This window comes from Acidovorax sp. 56 (assembly GCF_002749705.1).
GTDB lineage: Bacteria > Pseudomonadota > Gammaproteobacteria > Burkholderiales > Burkholderiaceae_C > Acidovorax.
Window position 1 is genome coordinate 1,020,246 of sequence record NZ_PEEV01000001.1, and the last position, 17,088, is coordinate 1,037,333.

The 17,088-nt window shown below is 64.4% G+C and carries 14 protein-coding genes; 7 read left to right on the forward strand and 7 right to left on the reverse strand.

Annotated elements, in window-relative coordinates; all coding sequences use genetic code 11:
* The first annotated feature begins 149 nt into the window (after positions 1 to 149).
* Positions 150 to 767 (forward strand): gamma-glutamylcyclotransferase, encoded by a 618-nt coding sequence (locus CLU88_RS04375; RefSeq protein ID WP_099655546.1) that lies wholly within the window; start codon positions 150 to 152, stop codon positions 765 to 767.
* 53 nt (positions 768 to 820) lie between these two features.
* On the opposite strand, the gene CLU88_RS04380 is transcribed toward CLU88_RS04375, so the two are convergent.
* From CLU88_RS04380 to imuA, 3 genes are read right to left on the reverse strand one after another with little or no spacing between them, the layout of a single operon-like run.
* Positions 821 to 4,120, reverse strand: a complete 3,300-nt coding sequence (locus CLU88_RS04380; RefSeq protein WP_099655547.1) for an error-prone DNA polymerase — start codon at positions 4,118 to 4,120, stop codon at positions 821 to 823.
* On the reverse strand, positions 4,113 to 5,828 hold the full coding sequence (locus CLU88_RS04385; protein WP_233205371.1) for a DNA polymerase Y family protein: 1,716 nt from the start codon (positions 5,826 to 5,828) through the stop codon (positions 4,113 to 4,115). Before CLU88_RS04385 ends, CLU88_RS04380 begins: the two co-directional genes overlap by 8 nt.
* Complete coding sequence (gene imuA / locus CLU88_RS04390) at positions 5,791 to 6,681, reverse strand: translesion DNA synthesis-associated protein ImuA (protein WP_099655548.1); 891 nt, start codon at positions 6,679 to 6,681, stop codon at positions 5,791 to 5,793. The genes CLU88_RS04385 and imuA overlap by 38 nt, the downstream gene beginning before the upstream one ends.
* A gap of 196 nt (positions 6,682 to 6,877) precedes the next feature.
* On the opposite strand from imuA, the gene CLU88_RS04395 reads away from it, so the two are divergent.
* The 3 genes from CLU88_RS04395 to CLU88_RS04405 all read left to right on the forward strand — a co-directional run bounded on the left by CLU88_RS04395 (position 6,878) and on the right by CLU88_RS04405 (position 9,055).
* Positions 6,878 to 7,402, forward strand: coding sequence for a superoxide dismutase family protein (locus CLU88_RS04395; RefSeq protein ID WP_099655549.1), 525 nt, complete (start codon positions 6,878 to 6,880; stop codon positions 7,400 to 7,402).
* Between the two features lie 107 nt (positions 7,403 to 7,509).
* Positions 7,510 to 8,139, forward strand: a complete 630-nt coding sequence (locus CLU88_RS04400; protein ID WP_099655550.1) for a DUF2268 domain-containing putative Zn-dependent protease — start codon at positions 7,510 to 7,512, stop codon at positions 8,137 to 8,139.
* Positions 8,140 to 8,440: 301 nt separating this feature from the next.
* Positions 8,441 to 9,055 carry a DUF4124 domain-containing protein gene (locus CLU88_RS04405; RefSeq protein WP_099655551.1) on the forward strand — a complete coding sequence of 205 codons (615 nt, stop codon included), beginning with the start codon at positions 8,441 to 8,443 and terminating at the stop codon, positions 9,053 to 9,055.
* A 98-nt stretch (positions 9,056 to 9,153) separates the two neighbouring features.
* Here the strand turns inward: CLU88_RS04405 and CLU88_RS04410 are convergent, their stop codons facing one another.
* The gene (locus CLU88_RS04410; RefSeq protein ID WP_099655552.1) at positions 9,154 to 9,744 is read right to left on the reverse strand and encodes an NTP transferase domain-containing protein; all 591 of its coding nucleotides are present in this window, start codon (positions 9,742 to 9,744) and stop codon (positions 9,154 to 9,156) included.
* Positions 9,735 to 10,166, reverse strand: a complete 432-nt coding sequence (locus CLU88_RS04415; RefSeq protein ID WP_143225947.1) for a hypothetical protein — start codon at positions 10,164 to 10,166, stop codon at positions 9,735 to 9,737. Before CLU88_RS04415 ends, CLU88_RS04410 begins: the two co-directional genes overlap by 10 nt.
* A gap of 243 nt (positions 10,167 to 10,409) precedes the next feature.
* On the opposite strand from CLU88_RS04415, the gene CLU88_RS04420 reads away from it, so the two are divergent.
* From CLU88_RS04420 to CLU88_RS04430, 3 genes are all read left to right on the forward strand, one after another.
* A complete protein-coding gene (locus CLU88_RS04420) occupies positions 10,410 to 10,892 on the forward strand; it encodes a GreA/GreB family elongation factor (protein ID WP_099655554.1) in 483 nt (160 codons plus the stop codon).
* Positions 10,893 to 11,341: 449 nt separating this feature from the next.
* Positions 11,342 to 11,770: a hypothetical protein gene (locus tag CLU88_RS04425; RefSeq protein WP_099655555.1), complete on the forward strand. Its 429-nt coding sequence runs from the start codon at positions 11,342 to 11,344 to the stop codon at positions 11,768 to 11,770.
* A gap of 17 nt (positions 11,771 to 11,787) precedes the next feature.
* Complete coding sequence (locus CLU88_RS04430; RefSeq protein ID WP_099658643.1) at positions 11,788 to 11,997, forward strand: hypothetical protein; 210 nt, start codon at positions 11,788 to 11,790, stop codon at positions 11,995 to 11,997.
* 213 nt (positions 11,998 to 12,210) lie between these two features.
* On the opposite strand, the gene CLU88_RS04435 is transcribed toward CLU88_RS04430, so the two are convergent.
* A complete protein-coding gene (locus tag CLU88_RS04435) occupies positions 12,211 to 14,427 on the reverse strand; it encodes a bifunctional diguanylate cyclase/phosphodiesterase (protein ID WP_099655556.1) in 2,217 nt (738 codons plus the stop codon).
* A gap of 385 nt (positions 14,428 to 14,812) precedes the next feature.
* Positions 14,813 to 17,086: a xanthine dehydrogenase family protein molybdopterin-binding subunit gene (locus CLU88_RS04440; RefSeq protein ID WP_099655557.1), complete on the reverse strand. Its 2,274-nt coding sequence runs from the start codon at positions 17,084 to 17,086 to the stop codon at positions 14,813 to 14,815.
* Between the last annotated feature and the right edge of the window lie 2 nt (positions 17,087 to 17,088).

Here is a 17,088-nt window from a genome sequence, read left to right on the forward strand (position 1 = left end):
CAATACAGGAGTAACTCACTACCCACCCATGGCTGACCAGCATTCAGGGGCTCCCACACAGCGGCGGCACGCTCGGCGCAGTCCTCCAATAATGCGGCCCACGCCCCGTTGGCTTTGATCTCTGGCCCCGTTCCTGCTTTCTTTGCTGCATGACCCCCCTGCCCGCCCCTGCCCCCCACCGCCGCGACCCCGCTGCCATGCTGGCCCAGACGATGGCGCAGTGGGACGCGCGGCACGACCTGTGGCTGTTTGGTTATGGCTCGCTGATCTGGCGGCCAGACTTTGACTACGCAGAGCAGCGCCCGGCCAAGGTGCATGGCTGGCACCGGGCGCTGAAGATGTGGAGCCGCGTGAACCGGGGCACCCCGGAATGCCCAGGCCTGGTGTTTGCGCTGCTGACCGGGGGCAGTTGCCGGGGCATGGTGTTTCGCATCGAGCGGCAGCGGGTGCCCGAGGTGATGCCCGGCCTGTGGGCGCGCGAGATGGTCAACGCCGTGTACGACCCGCGCTGGCTGGACTGCCAGACGCCGCACGGCACGGTGAGCGCGCTGGCCTTCACCTTGTCGCGCCGCAGCCCCAACCACACCGGCGTGCTGCCAGACCCGGAATACACCCGCATCTTTGCCCAGGCCCGGGGGCGCTATGGCACCACGCACGACTACGCCAAAGCCACCCACGAAGAGCTGCTGAAAATGGGCATCCACGACCGGGCGCTGGCCCGCCTGCTGGCGCTGGCGCCCAACGACAGGACTGAGCAGAAAGACTGAACAGGGCCACGGACTGCCCCGCCCCTGTGGCCTGTGGCCTGTGGCCTGTGGCATCAATGAAAGTCCCGGCTGCCGTGCAGCGCCCCACCCAGGCGGCCCAGCAGCGGGGTCAGGTCTTTGAAACGCTGGGCGACCAGGTGGCGCACGACGGGCACCCCGGGCGCAGCGCCCTGCCCACCGCCCGGTGGCGGCACCGGCCCCGTCGCGCATTGCCACACACCCTGCACGGCCAGCAGTTGCGATCGCAGCAGCGCATCGCGCCACGGCTCGATCAAACCCGGCCACACGATGACGTTGACCGGGCCGGTTTCATCCTCCAGCGTCACAAACATGGTGCCCTTGGCGGTGCCCGGCCGCTGGCGCACGGTGACGATGCCGCAGGCGCGCACCGTGCGGCCATTTGGCACGCTTTGCAGCTGCAAGGCCGTGAGCAGCCGCCAGCGTGCCAGGCGTGGGCGCAGCAGGGCCAGCGGGTGGCGGCGCAGGGTCAGGCCCGTGGCGGCGTAGTCGAAGACGATCTCCTCGCCCTCGGGCGCCTGGGGCAGCTCCAGCGGCACCTCGTTGACCGGGGCATGGCGCAACAGCGCAGGGGCGCGGTGCTGGGCGGCGGCGTCCCACATTTGCTGGCGGCGGTGGCCCGACAAGGCGGCCAGCGCATCGGCTGCGGCCAGGGCCTGCAGGTCGTGCCGCTCCAGCCCGGCGCGCAGGGCCAGGTCTTCGGTGTTGGCAAAGCGGTGGTGCGGCGCCTGGGCGCGGCCCTGCAGCACGCGCTTTGCGGCATCGGCATGCAGGCCGCTGACCAGCCGCAGCCCCAGGCGTACCGCAGGCTGGGGCAAGGCGGCGGGCCGCACGCCAGGGATGGGCCGGGGGGGCTGCAACCGCTGCGGTGCGCCTTCCAGGGTGCAGTCCCAGTCGCTGGCATTCACGTCAATCGGCAACACGCGCACGCCGTGGCGGCGGGCGTCTTGCACCAGTTGCGAGGCGCTGTAGAAGCCCATGGGCAAGGAGTTGAGCAGCGCCGCCAGAAAGCACGCAGGCTCGTGGCACTTGAGCCAGCTGCTGCTGTAGGCCAGCAAGGCAAAGCTGTGGGCGTGGCTTTCTGGAAAGCCGTATTCGCCAAAGCCCAGCATCTGCGCAAAGATGGCCTGGGCAAAGGGCAGCGCGTAGCCGTTGTCCACCATGCCGTCGATCAGGCGCTTTTCAAATTTGTGCACGCCGCCCGTGCGCTTCCAGGCGGCCATGGATCGGCGCAGTGCATCGGCCTCGGCGGCAGAGAACTTGGCGGCGATCATGGCGATCTGCATCACCTGTTCCTGAAAAATCGGCACGCCCAGCGTGCGCTCCAGCGCATCGATCAACTCGGGCTTTTCCAGCACCAAAGGCAGCTTCTGGCGCCGCCGCTCGCGCGCCTGCAAATACGGATGCACCATGCCGCCCTGGATGGGGCCGGGCCGCACGATGGCGACCTCCACCACCAGGTCGTAAAACTCGCGCGGCTGCAGGCGCGGCAGCATGCTCATCTGTGCGCGGCTTTCGATCTGGAACACGCCCACGGTGTCGGCGGCGCAGATCATGTCGTAGGTGTGTGGGTCTTCGGCAGGGATGTCGGCCAGCCGCCAGCGCTCGCCGCGCAGCGCGGCGCGCAGGTCTAAGCAGCGGCGCAGCGCGCTGAGCATGCCCAGCGCCAGCACGTCCACCTTCATCAGGCCCATCTCGTCCAAGTCGTCCTTGTCCCACTGGATGATGGAGCGGTCTGCCATGGCCGCGTTTTCGATCGGCACCAGCCGCGACAGCGGCCCCTGCGTGAGCACAAAGCCGCCCACATGCTGGCTCAGGTGGCGCGGAAACCCATGCAGCTCGCCCGCCAGCTCCAGCCACAGCGCGGCGGTGTGCGCCCCCAGGCTCTGGCCCAGCGATGCGGCCAGGGCCTGCAGCTTGGGGCCTGCCAGTTCCTTGTCAAACCACTGGTGCTCTTTGGCAAACGCATCCACCACCGCCGGGTGCACGCCCAGGGCCTTGCCCACGTCGCGCAGCACGCTGCGGGTGCGGTAGGTGGTGACCACGGCGGCAATGGCAGCCCGGTCGCGCCCGTATTTGCTGTAGATGTACTGGATGACCTCTTCGCGCCGGTCGTGCTCAAAGTCCACATCGATGTCGGGCGGCTCCTTGCGGTCTTTGCTGATGAAGCGCTCAAACAGCAGGTGCGAGCGGGTGGGGTCCACCTCAGTAATGCCCAGGCAAAAGCACACGGCCGAGTTGGCCGCCGAGCCGCGCCCCTGGCACAGGATGCCTTTGCTGCGCGCATAGCGCACGATGTCGTGCACCGTCAGGAAGTACATCTCGTACTCGCAGCCTGCAATCAGCGCCAGCTCGCGCTCCAACTGGGCCTGCACCCCGGGCGGCACGCCCTCGGGGTAGCGGCCCGCCGCGCCTGTGTGGGTGAGCCAGGCCAGGCCCTGGGCGGGCGTCATGCCGGGGGGCACGGCCTCTTGCGGGTATTGGTACTTGATTTCGTCCAGGCTGAAGGTGCAGCGTTGCGCAATCTGCACCGTAGCCTGCAGCAACTCGGGCGGGTAGATGCCTGCCAGCCGCACGCGCTGGCGCAGGTGCCGCTCGGCATGCGACTGCAGCGCAAAGCCGCATTGCGCCACGGGGCGGCCCAGGCGCACGGCGGTGATGACGTCCTGCAACGGCTTGCGCGAGCGCACATGCATGTGCACATCGCCCGCCGCCACCAGCGGCACGCCCACCGCAGCCCCCGCCTGCTGCAGCGTGGCCAGCCACAGGTCGTCGTCGGGGGCCAGCAGCAGCTCGGCCACCAGCCAAAAATCCAAGCCAAATTGGGCTCTAGCGCTTTTTAATAAAGCGCTAACAGCTACCAAATTCATAGCATTTTGCGCCGTGCGCTCGGGCACCAGCAGCAGCTCGCAGCCTTGCAGCTGGCGCACATCGCTCAAGGGCCCCATCTGGTAATGCCCCTTGACCGCACTGCGCCGTGCCGTGGTGATGAACTGGCACAGGTTGCCCCAGCCCTGCGCATTGCGCGCCAGCGCCACCAGCCGAAACCCGGGATACGCAAACTCGCTGCCCACGATGAGGTGCAGCCCCAGCGCCTTGGCCCGAATATGGGCGCGCACCACGCCCGCCACCGAGCATTCGTCCGTCAAGGCCAGCGCGCGGTAGCCCAGCGCGGCGGCGCGCTCCACCAGCTCGTGCGGGTGCGATGCGCCGCGCTGGAAGCTGAAGTTGGAGACGCAGTGCAGCTCGGCGTAGTCGGGCAGCGTCCGGGCGGGGGCAGCGGCCTGCTCGCCAGCCAGAGGATGTAATGGCAGGTGGGCAGCGCGTTCAGCCATAAATGCCGTGCAAAAACCAGCGGTCTTGCCGGGTGGGCATGCCTGCATCTGTGGGGGCCTGGGCCGATGGGGCTGTTTGGGACAAACGCTCGCGGTACACCCACACATGCCCAGCGCGCTCGTTGTGGGCCACAAAGTAGTCGCGCACCACCAGGCCAGGGGCTGGACCATGGGACGGGGTGGCGTTGCCTGCGGCGTCAGGGCCATCCGCCCTATCAGCGGTTGGGTCGCTCAACGCGGACTCCCACCAGGCCGCCTCCAGCCGGTGCGGGCCTGCCAGCAGCCGTAGCGGGCCCTGGTAGCACGGGCGGCTGCCCTGCACCGTCAGGCGCTGCGGCGGGCGCAGCAGCCAGGTGGGCCACAGGCTAGCGTCGGGGGCCTGGAGGGCGCAGGGCCCAGACGCTGGCAGCCCACCACCCTGCCCCTGCGAGCCTGCAACCGCCCCACCCAGCGCCAAGGCCTGGCTGGCGGGCTGCCAGCGCTGCATGCATTCGGGCCGGTGGTCTGCCACCAGGGCCACGCACTGTACCTGCTCTGGCCCCAGGCGGGCTGACAGGCGCTCCACCCACTGGTGCCAGCTTTCGCTGCGGGCATCGTCTTGCGCACTGCGCCCGTCACGCCCTGTGGGGGGCAGCAGGCTGGCGCTGGCGTGCGGCATAGGCGCGGTCTCCAGCGCGCGCAGTGCGATCTGGTTGACGGGCGCGGCCAGCAGGGTGCGGGCCAGGTGCTCGGCTAGCAAACGGCGCAGGTGGGCCAAGGCCTGGGTGGGCTGGGCCGTGCGCACGGGCAGCGCCTGCCAGGGGGGCACGGGCTTGCCATCGACCTTGCGCAGGTCATGGTGCCAGGCCAGCTCCAGCGCCAGCACGCCCTGCTGGCGTGCCTGCAACCAGGCCTGCAGGGCTTGCAACAAGGCGTGGGCCGACCACAACAGCGCATCGGCCGAGGTGGCCAGCGCGGGCAGCTCGGCCGTCAGGGCAAACACCTCGGGCAGCTCCAGCCAGGTGTGCTGGTGGGGGGCGTCGCCGTAGGCGCAGTCCAGCGCCCGCAGCGCGGCCGCCCCCAGCCGCCGGGCCACCCCATCGCGCGGCAAGGCGCGCAACTGGCCCCAGGTGTTGCACCCCATGCGCGCCAGGCTGGCCACATGGGGGCGCAGCGCCGTCAGGGTGTGAAGAGGCAGGTCGTGCGGCACGCGCCGGGGCATGGCGTGGCGCGCTGGGTGTGCATGGGGCGCCGTGCGCTGCCCGCCCACCGCACCGGCCTCCGCCGCCAGTTGCAGGCGCAGCAGGGCCAAGGCCTGGAAGGCGGTGGGGCCTTCGGCAAAGGGGGTGGTGAATGGCGTGGCCAAAGGTGCCGCAGACAGTGCCGCACAGGGCATGGATGCGGCCTGTGCGCCCCCCACCTTTGGCCCTGCCCGAGCCGCCTGCCAGGCAACATCGGCGCCCAGCGTATCGCCGCTAGGCGTATCCCCCCATGGCGGGGCATTGGCGTGCAGTTGCGCCAGCAGGGCTGCGCGGCCGCCCCACAGGCGTTCGGTGGTCGATACCTCCAGCAGCAAGGCTTCGTCCACCCGGGCCACGCGGGGGGTAAAGCGCAGCGCCCACCATGCCTCGGTGCCGGGCAGGCCCGGCACCACAGCACTGACCGCACCTGCAGAACTTGCAGAGCGGGCGTCAGGCGGCGGCAGGCACGGCCACGCGATCCAGTGCATGCACCACCCCTTTCCATCCCGCGGCCGCATCGCCCGGCAGCACTACCGTCACGGGCACTTTCACCGGGGCAACCACCGGCACCGGCAGGCCCAGCCCCCGCCGCTGTTGGCTGCGCGCCGCCGCTGCTGCCAGCACCTGCGCCAGCCGGGCAGAGCCGCCGGGCAGCACCACCGGCTGCGCCAGCGGCGGCCCCCGGCGCTTGAGCACCTGCACCTGCATCGCCAGCGGCGCACCCACATCGCCCTGCACCCACAAGCGCAGCGGCGCGGGCGATGCCTGCTGGCGCGCACGGGCCGGGCGCAGCACCCACAGCAGTTGCCCCATGTGCGCAGCAGCCAGCTGCAGGCGGCGCAACTGCTCGGGCAGCGCCTGCGGCAGCCAGGCCACCACGGCCAATACATCGCGGCAGCGCAAGGCCTGCTCTGTGGCCCACAGTGCGGTGGTGGCTGTGCTGCCCGCCTGAGTAGGCCCGGGTTGCACCTTGCACAAGCGCTCGGGCGGCAGCCCGGCGGCCTGCAAGGCGGGGGCAAAAGGCTCAAACGGTGGCGCCACCAGCACCACCGCCCCTGGCCGCGCCGCCGTGGCATGTGCCAGGGCGGGCTGCAACAGCTGCCAGGCGTGGCGGCTGGGCTCGGGCTGCAACACTTCAGTCAACGCCCCCACAGGCCAGCCGCCGCCGGGCAGCTGCGCATCCAACGCTGCATGGCCGGTGGGCTGGGTGGCCTGCCCCGCGCTGGACGCCATGGCATCACACAGCTGGTTGCCCAGCCACACCCCGGGCAGTTGCACAGGGCCTTTGGCAAACGCACCGCGCAGGGGCGCCGTCAAAGGCGCAATCGATAAGGCAGACATGGTGGGTGGACTCGGTGGGGGTGGTGGCTGTGCGCCCGTCGGGTGCATGCAGCGCATGTTAACTGTATTTTTATACAGTATTTTATGAAAATCCCCTCACCTCGCCTACACAAACCCTGGCGCTGCCCTGCCACCCGCAGCCCATAGCCTGCACAATGCCTGCGTTTCCCCATTCTTCTTACTTCAGGAGCTTGTTATGAACCCTCGCTTTGGCTTTGTTTTGGCCTCGGTGGCCATGGCCGCATTGGCGGGCTGCGCCAGCTACACCGCAGGCCCCAGCGCCAGCGCCCAGCTGCAAGCCACCAAAGGCAACACCACCGCCGGCACCGTGCGCTTTGTGCAAAGTGGCGATGTGGTGAAGGTGAGCGGCGAGATCACCGGCCTCAAGCCCGGTGCCGAGCACGGCTTCCATATCCATGAAAAAGGCGACTGCAGCAGCGGCGACGGCATGAGCGCAGGCGGCCACTTCAACCCCGGCGGCAAATCGCACGGCCACCATGGAATGGGCGAGCACCACACCGGCGACCTGCCCAGCCTGAAGGCCGACGCCAACGGCGTGGCCAAGTTCAGCTTTGAATCGGGCACCATCCGTGTGGGCAGCACCGACAACAACATCGTCGGCCGCGGCCTCATCGTGCACCGCGACCCTGACGACTACAAAACCCAGCCCACCGGCAACGCCGGGCCCCGGCTGGCCTGTGCGGTGATTGCGGCCCAATAAACCGCAAACCCCATGAGCCTCCCAAAGCCGCCGCAGCACGGCTTTGGGGAGGTGGGACTCGAAAGAGCGTCTTCTGATCAGCCGCCCGAAATTTTCAGGACACTTCCTTGAGCCTTCACTTCCACTTTCCTGACGCAGGCGGGCAATTGGCACCTTGGCTGCCGCAACTGCGTGAGCTACTGATCACAGCCGCAGACCGTGTCGCCACCTTGCTCCCACTCACACAACTGGATGTGGTGACCTACGCGACCGATGCGGTCATTCCTGAGCTGGGCGTCAATGGCTTTGCCGAGGGGCGGCATTTGCTGCACATGAAGATTGACCCCCACAACCCTCATCTGCCAGAACACATCGAAACCGCAGTGCCCGCGCTCTTTGCCCACGAAGTGCACCACTGCATGCGAGAACGCTCGGTCGGCTACGGGCGCACGCTGCGAACAGCATTGGTATCAGAAGGGCTAGCCTGCCGCTTTGAAGTGGAGGCAATGGGTCATACGCCCTTCTACGCCACAGCCCTCACCGCCGAGCAGATCAGCGCCATGACGCAGCGGATGCTGCCTGTGCTGGACGCGCCTTGGTACAACCACCCAGCATGGTTTTTCGGTAGCCCTGCAGAATCAATCCCTCGCCACTGCGGGTATTCAGTAGGCTTTGCACTGGTCGGCCAATACCTTGCACGCCACCAGCTCAGTGCCAGCACTGCAGTCAACGTACCCGCCGAGGCTTTCTTCGGCTGATATCCACTCGAAATCAGCGCCTCGCTGCTCCCCGTGCCGCGAGAGAAGCCCAGCAAGCCCTCCGGGCAATCCCGCCCGCATGCCACCGGATGCCCCGGATCTCCCGCAAACTTCGACCACTATGGCCTACTGATCCAGCAGAGCCGTGCCATGGCCTGCCGCATGGCAGGCGCCCCATCACCCCTGTCGCAACCCTGACCCCAAGCCGCCATCCCTTGCAGCGGCTTTTTTATGCGCCAAAGTTCCGTACACGGTCAGCGCACACAGGGGCTCAAACGTTGCACTCGGTACAGGAGGAACCATGAGAACAAGCACACTGATGGGAATCGCCATTTGCGCGGTCATGATCTCGACAGCCCAAGCCCAAGTACATCGCTGCACCAACGCAGCAGGCCAAAGCATCTACACCGATGCTCCTTGCGCCGAAGGGCAAACCAGCAAACTGGTCGAGCGCCAAAAAAGCGCGGCAGAGATTGCGCAGGAGCGCGCCAACGCAGACGCCGCGACCGATAGAAAGTACCGGGCCCAAGCGGCCGAGCGCGCCCAGCAAGACGCACCGCCCTCCTCCCCCAGCCAAGCCAGCACCCAAACGCCCCTTGCCGCCACACCGGCCTGCAAAAGTGCGCAGAAAGAGATGGAGTTCGTGTCCAGCATTCGAACCCTGTCGCAAGACGAAAAACGCATGCGCACCAATGCCGCCATCGCCAATGTGAACGCCGCCTGCGGCACCAACACCCCGCTGATGCAAGAGCCGCCCAAGGTGATTGTGAAAGCCAACCCGGTCATTACCCACTGCGACAGCGGGTTCTGCTACGACGATGCCGGGGCCGTTTACAAAAAGACCAATGCAGATTCCATCACCGCTGGAGATGGCCGCGTTTGCACCAAGTCAGCAGGCATCTGGCGCTGCTCCTGAGCCCGCTGCGCAGACCGCCGGGGTCTGCTGAACCGCCCCCGCCTGGGTGGCAATGAACGCATCAGCCGAGGCCTTCTTCGGCTGACCTCTGCGCAAACTCACCCCTCGCCATCACCCCGCTGCGCTGGCTGCGCCTGAGTCTTCGCCCACAACGCCTCAGCCCGTTCCAGCGCCTGCACGGTGTCAATATCTGTCACCACGCCCTCGTCCTGCACTGGCACAGCCAGCCCGCGCCCCTGCTGTGCCCAGTGCCGCACCACGGGCGCGGCGCCCTTCTCGCCAGACAAAGCCAGCAAGCCCTCCAGGCAATCCCGCCCAAACGCCACCGGGTGCCCCCGCTCACCCGCAAACTCCGGCCACGCCACCACGGCACGCTGATCGAGCAGCACCTGCGCCATGGCCTGCAGCGTGGCGGGCTGCACCAGCGGCAAATCGCCCGGCAACACCAGCCAGCCCACAGCGTTGGCCGTGTGGCGCACTGCAGCGGCAATCGAATCGCCCATGCCCGGGTGCCCCGCATCTTCCACATGCCACGGCAAACCGCTGGCGCGCACGGCATCCAGCGTGTGCTGCAACACCGGCTTGCCCGCCAGCAAGGCCTGCAGCTTGTGCACTGTGCCGCCGGACACTTTGAAGCGTTCGCCACGGCCGGAGGCGAGGATGAGGACAGTGGGTGGCGTCAATGGCATGGGTGTGGATAGATCGAAATGCTGGGGGCTGAAGCCAGCCGCATCATGGCATCCATGCGTCCTAAGGTTTTATAGAGACTTAAGGCGATTGATAAAGAAAAACAGGGGCCGCCAAAGAATCTGCGGGCTGTGGCCATGTTGACGGCGACCTCTGCCGCGCTAAACAGCACGACCACGGCAAGCCCGCCGAGGGGCGCAAGGCCCGCGTTCCTGAAACCCGGGCACAAAGTGACCGTGGGAAACAGAGTGCCATCCGGGCGGTTGAGATGAAGTGATTGCAGCGCACGCGCCCAAGTCACGAGCTTCGAAATTGATAGCAGCCAGCGCTCATCTAGAAACCGCTGGCAGCACTTTTCATCAAAATTGATGGCCTGCAGCGCCCGGAAGAGCTTCGGGCCCATAGCTGAAGTTAAGGATGTCATGCATACCTCTCGCGAGGCAGTGATAGTGCGGGTCGGGATGGGGCACAAGGCGTCTTTTCTTGCCAATAGCCGTGCTATTGGCAAGAAAAGCAACGCAGTGGACCGCCCGCAGCCGTGCTATCAACGTCCGCAGGGAGTTATGCAGGACATCCTTAACCGGCAGCCCACAGAAGCGTCGAAGGCTGTGGGGCCCTTCACAATCAAGAATTACCGCCCGCTTTTTCGAGATATCTCCCCTTCACCATGGATAAATTTTTGCTTCAACAGCATGTGTTGGCGCGGCTCGCCGAGGACCTGCTGCAAGCCGAGCAGGCAACGCGGACGGCTCATGAAACCGCGACTCACGAAGAAAACATCGCCGAAAACAAATACGACACATTGGGACTCGAAGCGGCCTACTTGGCCGCTGGCCAAGCTCGGCGCGCCGAAGCCATCCGCGAGGCAATGGCCACTTGGCGCCAATTCCGCCCCCGCCCCTACGACCCCAGCCAAGGCATACAGCTCGGCGCACTGGTCTGCTTGGTCGATTCCGAGGGAACGCAGCAAAAGCTCTTTCTCGGCCCGGATGGAGGCAGCATGAAGTTGGCCTGCGGCGCTCAGGTCATTCAGGTCGTCAGCAGCCAAGCCCCTCTGGGCAGGGCCATGCTGGGCAAATGCGTGGGTGATGAGGTATTGCTACAGGTCGCGCCCATCCGACAGCAGTTTGAGGTGGTGCAGATTGACTAAGGGCGGCTAACAAAACCCAGCGCAGCGGCCTTGACTAGGCGTTGCGTCGCAGGCTGGTTTCGGACTTTCAGTCGCCCCCATGGGCAGGCAGTTTTCGACCCGAAGCAATCTGCCCCGGTGCCATACGGATCTGCCATGTGCAGTCGTTCAGTTAAAGTCCCGGCCCTTATGGCGGCTAACTCCCTCCTGGAGTCGTTGTCCCGTCTTGTCGTACCGCTCGCACTGCCAGCGACGCAACGCCTAGCCTGGGCCGCTTCGTCGGGTTGTTTTGGCCGCCCTTAGAACCTGTTCATAGGGCGCGTTTTGTCCGTTTCGAGTACTTCGCATCTGAAGGGACATTGGCTCCCCAGTGGCTCGGTCTGAAAACACAATCTGCGACTTTGGGTGGGATGGCAACTGATGGAACTGATGCGGCTGTGTAAGCTGCCGCTTGAAAAGCAAGGAAAAATATGCTGTTAACCGATATTGCCGTCGAGCACACTTTGGTGTCCAAAAAGGATGGCGTTCGTCAAACTTTCTTGCTGCATCCTTTTACAGATACACAGCGCGATTCACTTGGCAAATTCGAGCTCGTTCGCGACGTCAGCCAGCCCGGACTCAAAGACGTAAAGCGCTCCACATTCGTATCGTTTCACCAATTGGCGGAGCTGTATGCGAAAGGCCTGCTCGAAGAATTCGGGTTTTCCGTTCGCATGTGCCCGGGCAAAGGCACCTACCCTGCCAAGCTTCCAGCCAAAAAGATACTGCCCGCCAGCATCAAGCCTGGCTCTTCGTTCGACCTGGCAGTTCAAAAGGTGGATATTGCCAAACCTGCCACTCGCGAATTAAGAACCGCCTTGCTTCGCGCCAACGTCAAAATTGAAGAATCACAACGCTGATTGATATGGGAGCCACTGTGAATCCACCCATTGCCCATGCTGAACTCATCGCCACGTTCAAGCGGGCCGAGGCAGATGCCGCTCACAAGTTCGGATTGATCAAAGCTGCTGCGGATAAGGGGCCCAAGGCAATCCAAGCCGCCTCCGAAACAGCTGCAAAGGCAGCAAAACGCAGAGACTCGTATGCAAAAAAGCTGGGCAATCTGGGGGTGAATCTCAAGGATTGAGCGCAGCCAAGCCAACGGCGTAACAGCAACCCCATTGGCCGCTGCGCACGATGGGCCTTGATCTTCAAAATAATCTCCGTAACCTGAAAACAGAATCGTTAATGGGGCTTGGGCTTGGCTCAAGCCAGACGCGCAGTGGGTTGAAGACAGGTTTTGTGTTTGGGGCCACTAACGTGCCCAAATAGACATGTGTGGTTGACCTCTCGCACGCATTCAGCGGCGAGTCGCTAAACGTGTTAAGCCGAGGCCATAGGCCAGTTCAAAGTCTGCGGCAGACATTGGCTTGGCGAACAGGTAGCCTTGCCCTTCGTTGCAGTGTTCGCGGCGCAAGCTTTCAAGTTGTGCTTCCGTCTCGATCCCTTCTGCAATAGCCTCTAGATCAAAGCTGCGGGCCATATCAAGGATGGCACGGACTACCGACGCTTCTCGTTTGGAAGTGAGCATCCCTTGCACAAAGGCCCGATCAATTTTGATGCGTGTGATGGGATAGCTGGTCAGGAGACTTAACGACGCATAGCCGGTACCGAAGTCGTCAAATGAGAGTCCCACACCAAGGTTGCGCAGGCGGCGCAGCGTATCAAGGACCACTGCATCTTGGTCCAGCACGACATTCTCCGTGACCTCCAGCTCCAAAGCGCTTGGAGGAAGACCGTGGCGCATAAGCGTTTCGCTCACATCTTTGAGCAAATCGTTCACGCGAAACTGTGCGCTGAACAAGTTGATGCCCATCCGCAGCATTGGTGCCCCATTGCGCCGCCAGAACGCGGCTTGAGCACAAGCCTCATCTAAAACCCATGCCCCCACCCTGGCGGCGAGGGGCCCTTCCTCCAACGCGGGAAGGAATGCGGCGGGCGCCAGCAACCCACGTTGCGGGTGTTGCCAGCGAATCAATGCCTCAGCCCCAGCCAATGAGCCGTCGCGTAAATTCACCTGCGGCTGGTAGAAAAGCACGAACTCGCCTTGATCCACCGCACGATGAAGCTCTATTCCATACAGGTGCCGAGCTACCGCCTGCATGCGCAGTGCCTGCACAAAGATGAAGCTGTGGCCGCGGCCATTGCGCTTGGCCTCATGTAGCGCCAAGTCCGCATTGCCAACCAATTCCAAGGCTTCATGCGCGTGCAAGGGTGCCAGAGCGACCCCACAGCATGCGCTCAGATGCAACTCGTGCTCTTCAACGGTGGCCTGTTGAATGCAATCGAGGACCCGTTGCGCCAACAAGTGGGCAGCCTCCAAAGACTCCACTCCTGGGCAAAGAAGCGCAAACTCATCGCCGCCGAGGCGTGCAGCCATCGGCCCTTGCGAAAGATGAGCCTGATGCAATTCGTGTCCCGCAAACGTCGCAAGCAACTGCGCAACTTTCTGCAGAACTGCATCGGCAATCACCGGACCCAATGTGTCATTCAAGTCTGTGAAGCCATCAAGATCCACGATCAATACGGCGGCAGGCGAAGGGACCAGCAACACTTCCTGGATGCGTCGGTAAAAGCAAGCTCGATTGGCCAAGCCTGTCAATGCATCGATATTGGCCAATCGGCGCAACTCAGCTTCCTCATGCCTTTGCACAGTGAGATCCTTAAGCACGGACTCAAAACGCAAGTGACCTTGGTGACGCCAGCAAAACAGCGATAAGCCCAGCAGAAACTCTGTGCCATCCTTGCGCAGGCCTCTCACCTCAGTCGGAATGTCAATGCCCTCTAGCGAACCCACCTGCATCGCGCGCTCCATCCCTTCACGAAGCCGCAGACGCTCTTGTACTGATAGCAAGGACTCCAAAGGCCTGCCAATGCATTCGGACGGGTGGTAGCCATGCAGCAACGCTGCGGCTGTGTTGATCGCAATAATGCTGCCCTGATCGTCAAACCATGCCACAGGGCTTGCGGAACTGCCCGCGTATTCCTCAAACGACGGTCGTGTTCGCTCGGAATAAATTTCGATCCGGTGCAGTTCCAATCGATCCGAAGCCATGCGCGCAAGCTCATGCAGGCGTTCTTGGTCGTCACTGGTGAAGTCCCGATGAGGCTGGGTATCCAGCACACAAAGTGCCCCCATAGGATGGCCATCAGGGGAAAACAAAGGTACGCCTGCGTAAAAGCGCACACCATTCGACCCAGTCACCAGAGGATTGTCGTGAAATCGTAAATCCTCCAGGGTATCCGGTACCACCATCACTCCGGTTTGCGCAATCGCATGGGCGCAAAACGAAACATCGCGGCTCATGTCGACGCCCGCATTCAAGCCGGTGCTGGCGGCAAAAAAAACATGGTCATCACCAATCATGTTGACCGCAGCCATTGGCATGCCGAACATACGGGCCGCAATTCGGACGACCGGATCCAAGCTGGGCAACGTCTTCTTGCTATGCAGGCCGTGGTCGGCCAATGCCTCCAAGCGCTCGGACTCTGCGTTGAGTATGGGCGGACACTTCATGCACGGTGATCCATCAGTACGAAAAGGCCTCAGAACCCTGCCAGACGTCTACCTTGCGCGCCAGCGCCACAAAATAGGTTCAGGCAGTCCCCTTGTAAACATAAATCCATGTCGCTGCAACAATAATTTAACATTGTCTACCACCAGTCCGGCGGTCCGGTCCGTCGCAAATTAGGGATAGGTACTGCCGAGTGCCCAAATGGGGAGGCTTGTGCTATCGGCAGGAGAAAAGAAAGTCACCAAGCTTCCCAAGAATCGAAATGGGACGAAAACGGCTTGCCTAAGCAATGCCCAGCACGCCGAACTGAGCAGCTAGCAGATGGATGGGTCATAAAAAAAGCGCCGGGCTTTTTCAAACCCGGCGCTTTCATGCCATCCAACCCGATCAAGCCAACTTGAACGGCAACTCCCTCGGCGTCTTCCCCGTCAACCGTGCCACCGCATTCGCAAACGCAGGTGCCAACGGTGGCAACCCGGGCTCGCCCATGCCGGTGGGCGGCTCGGCGCTCGGCACGATGTGCACGGCCACCTGGGGCATGTCGGTGACGCGAGGCACGGCGAAATCACCGAAGTTGCTTTGCTCCACCACGCCGTCCTTCAGCGTGATGGCGCCGCCGGGCAGGCACATCGACAGGCCCATCAGCGCCCCGCCCTGCACCTGGGCCTCTACGCTCTTGGGGTTGACGGCCAGGTTGCAGTGCACGCCCGCCGTCACGCTGTGCAGCTTGGGCGTGCCGTCTTTGCTGACGGAGGCTTCCACCACGTACGCGACCACGGAGCTGAACGACTCGTGCACCGCTACGCCCCAGGCGCGGCCTGCGGCGAGCTTCTTTTTGCCGTAGCCGGACCGGTCTACCGCCAGTTGCAAGGCGGCCTTGTGGCGGGGGTGTTTGTCGCCCATCAGGCGCAGGCGGTAGGCCACGGGGTCTTGCTGGGTGGCGCGGGCCACTTCGTCCAGCAGGGTTTCCATGGCATAGGCGGTGTGGGTGGAGCCCACGCTGCGCCACCACAGCACGGGCACGTTGACCTGCGGGTGGTGCACGGACAGTCGCATGGGGATGTTGTAGGGCTCTTTCATGCCCTCCACCGCGGTGGTGTCCACGCCGTTTTTGACCATGAAGGCCTCGAACGGTGAGCCCTTGAGGATGGACTGGCCGACGATGACATGGTCCCACGCCAGGATGTTGCCCTGGGCGTCGAAGCCGATCTCAGCGCGGTGCACGTGCATGGGGCGGTAGTAGCCGCCTTTGATGTCGTCCTCGCGGCTCCACAGGGTGCGCACGGGGGCGGTGATGCCTGCGGTGCGCGCGGCCTTGGCCACGCCGCAGGCTTCGACCACGTAGTCGCTGGTAGGAATGGCGCGGCGGCCAAAGCCGCCACCGGCCATCTGGGTGTGCACCTTCACGTTTTGCGGCTGCAGGCCCAGCACCTTGGCGGCGGCCATGGCGTCCAGGCCGGGCATCTGGGTGCCCATCCACAGGTCGACCTTGTCACCGTCGAGCTTGACGGTGCAGTTCAGCGGCTCCATGGGCGCGTGGGCCAGATAGGGGAAGGTGAACTCGGCGCTGATCTTTTGCGGCGCGTTGGCCAGCGGGGCCACATCGGCGGGGATGGCGATGGTGCCGGTTTGCTTTGCCAGGGTGCGGTATTGGGTGAGCAGCTGGGCGGTGTCGGGCTTTTCAACGCTGGCGGTGTCCCATTCCACCTTGAGCGCATCACGCCCCTGCTTGGCGGGCCAGTAGCCTTCGGCAATCACGGCCACGCCTTCGCCGCCGCGGTCGGTGGGCACGCGCAGCACGGCTTTCACGCCTGCAATGGCTTTGGCTGCGCTGTCATCCAGCGACTTCAGCTTGGCGCCAAACACCGGTGGGCGGGCCACCACGGCCGTGAGCATGCCGGGCAGACGCACGTCAATGCCGTAGTCCTGCTGGCCGCTGGATTTGGCCTTGGCATCGAGCCGGCCTGTGGGCTTGCCGATGATGCGGAACTGCTTGGGGTCTTTGAGGGTGACTTTCTCGGGCACAGGCTGCTGCATGGCGGCCTCGGCCAGTGCGCCGTAGGCCAGCTTTTTGCCGCCGGGGCCCACCACAAAGCCTGCGTTGGTGCGCAGTGCCGATGCGTCTACGCCCCACTGCGCGGCAGCGGCAGACACCAGCATGGCGCGGGTGCGAGCCCCCAGCTCGCGGTACTGGGTGTACGAGTTTTTCAGGGAGTTGGAGCCGCCCGTGAGGTGCATGCCAAAGGCGGGGTCGGCATAGGCGGGGTTGGCGTCACCGTGCACGCTGCGCACCTTGGCCCAGTCGGCGTCCAGTTCTTCGGCCAGGATCATGGGCAGGCCGGTTTGCACGCCCTGGCCAAAGTCCAGGCGGTTGATGGTGACGGTGACGGTGCCATCGGTGTCGATGCGCACAAAGGCCGAAGGCTGCTCAAAAGGCTTGAGCCCGGCAGGTGCTGCGCCTGCGCCCTGTGCGGTAGCGACCAACGGGTAGGCCCCCAGCGCAAAGCCGGATGCGGCTGCGGCCTTGAGGAAGGTGCGGCGCGCCACGCCTTCGGGGGCGGCGGCGCTTGCTTCTGTATTGATAGCGCCTTGCGCTTGATCCATAAGCGCTACCAAGCCTTTTGGCATGTGTGCGCGTGCTGTTTGAGCGTCGAAATGCATGG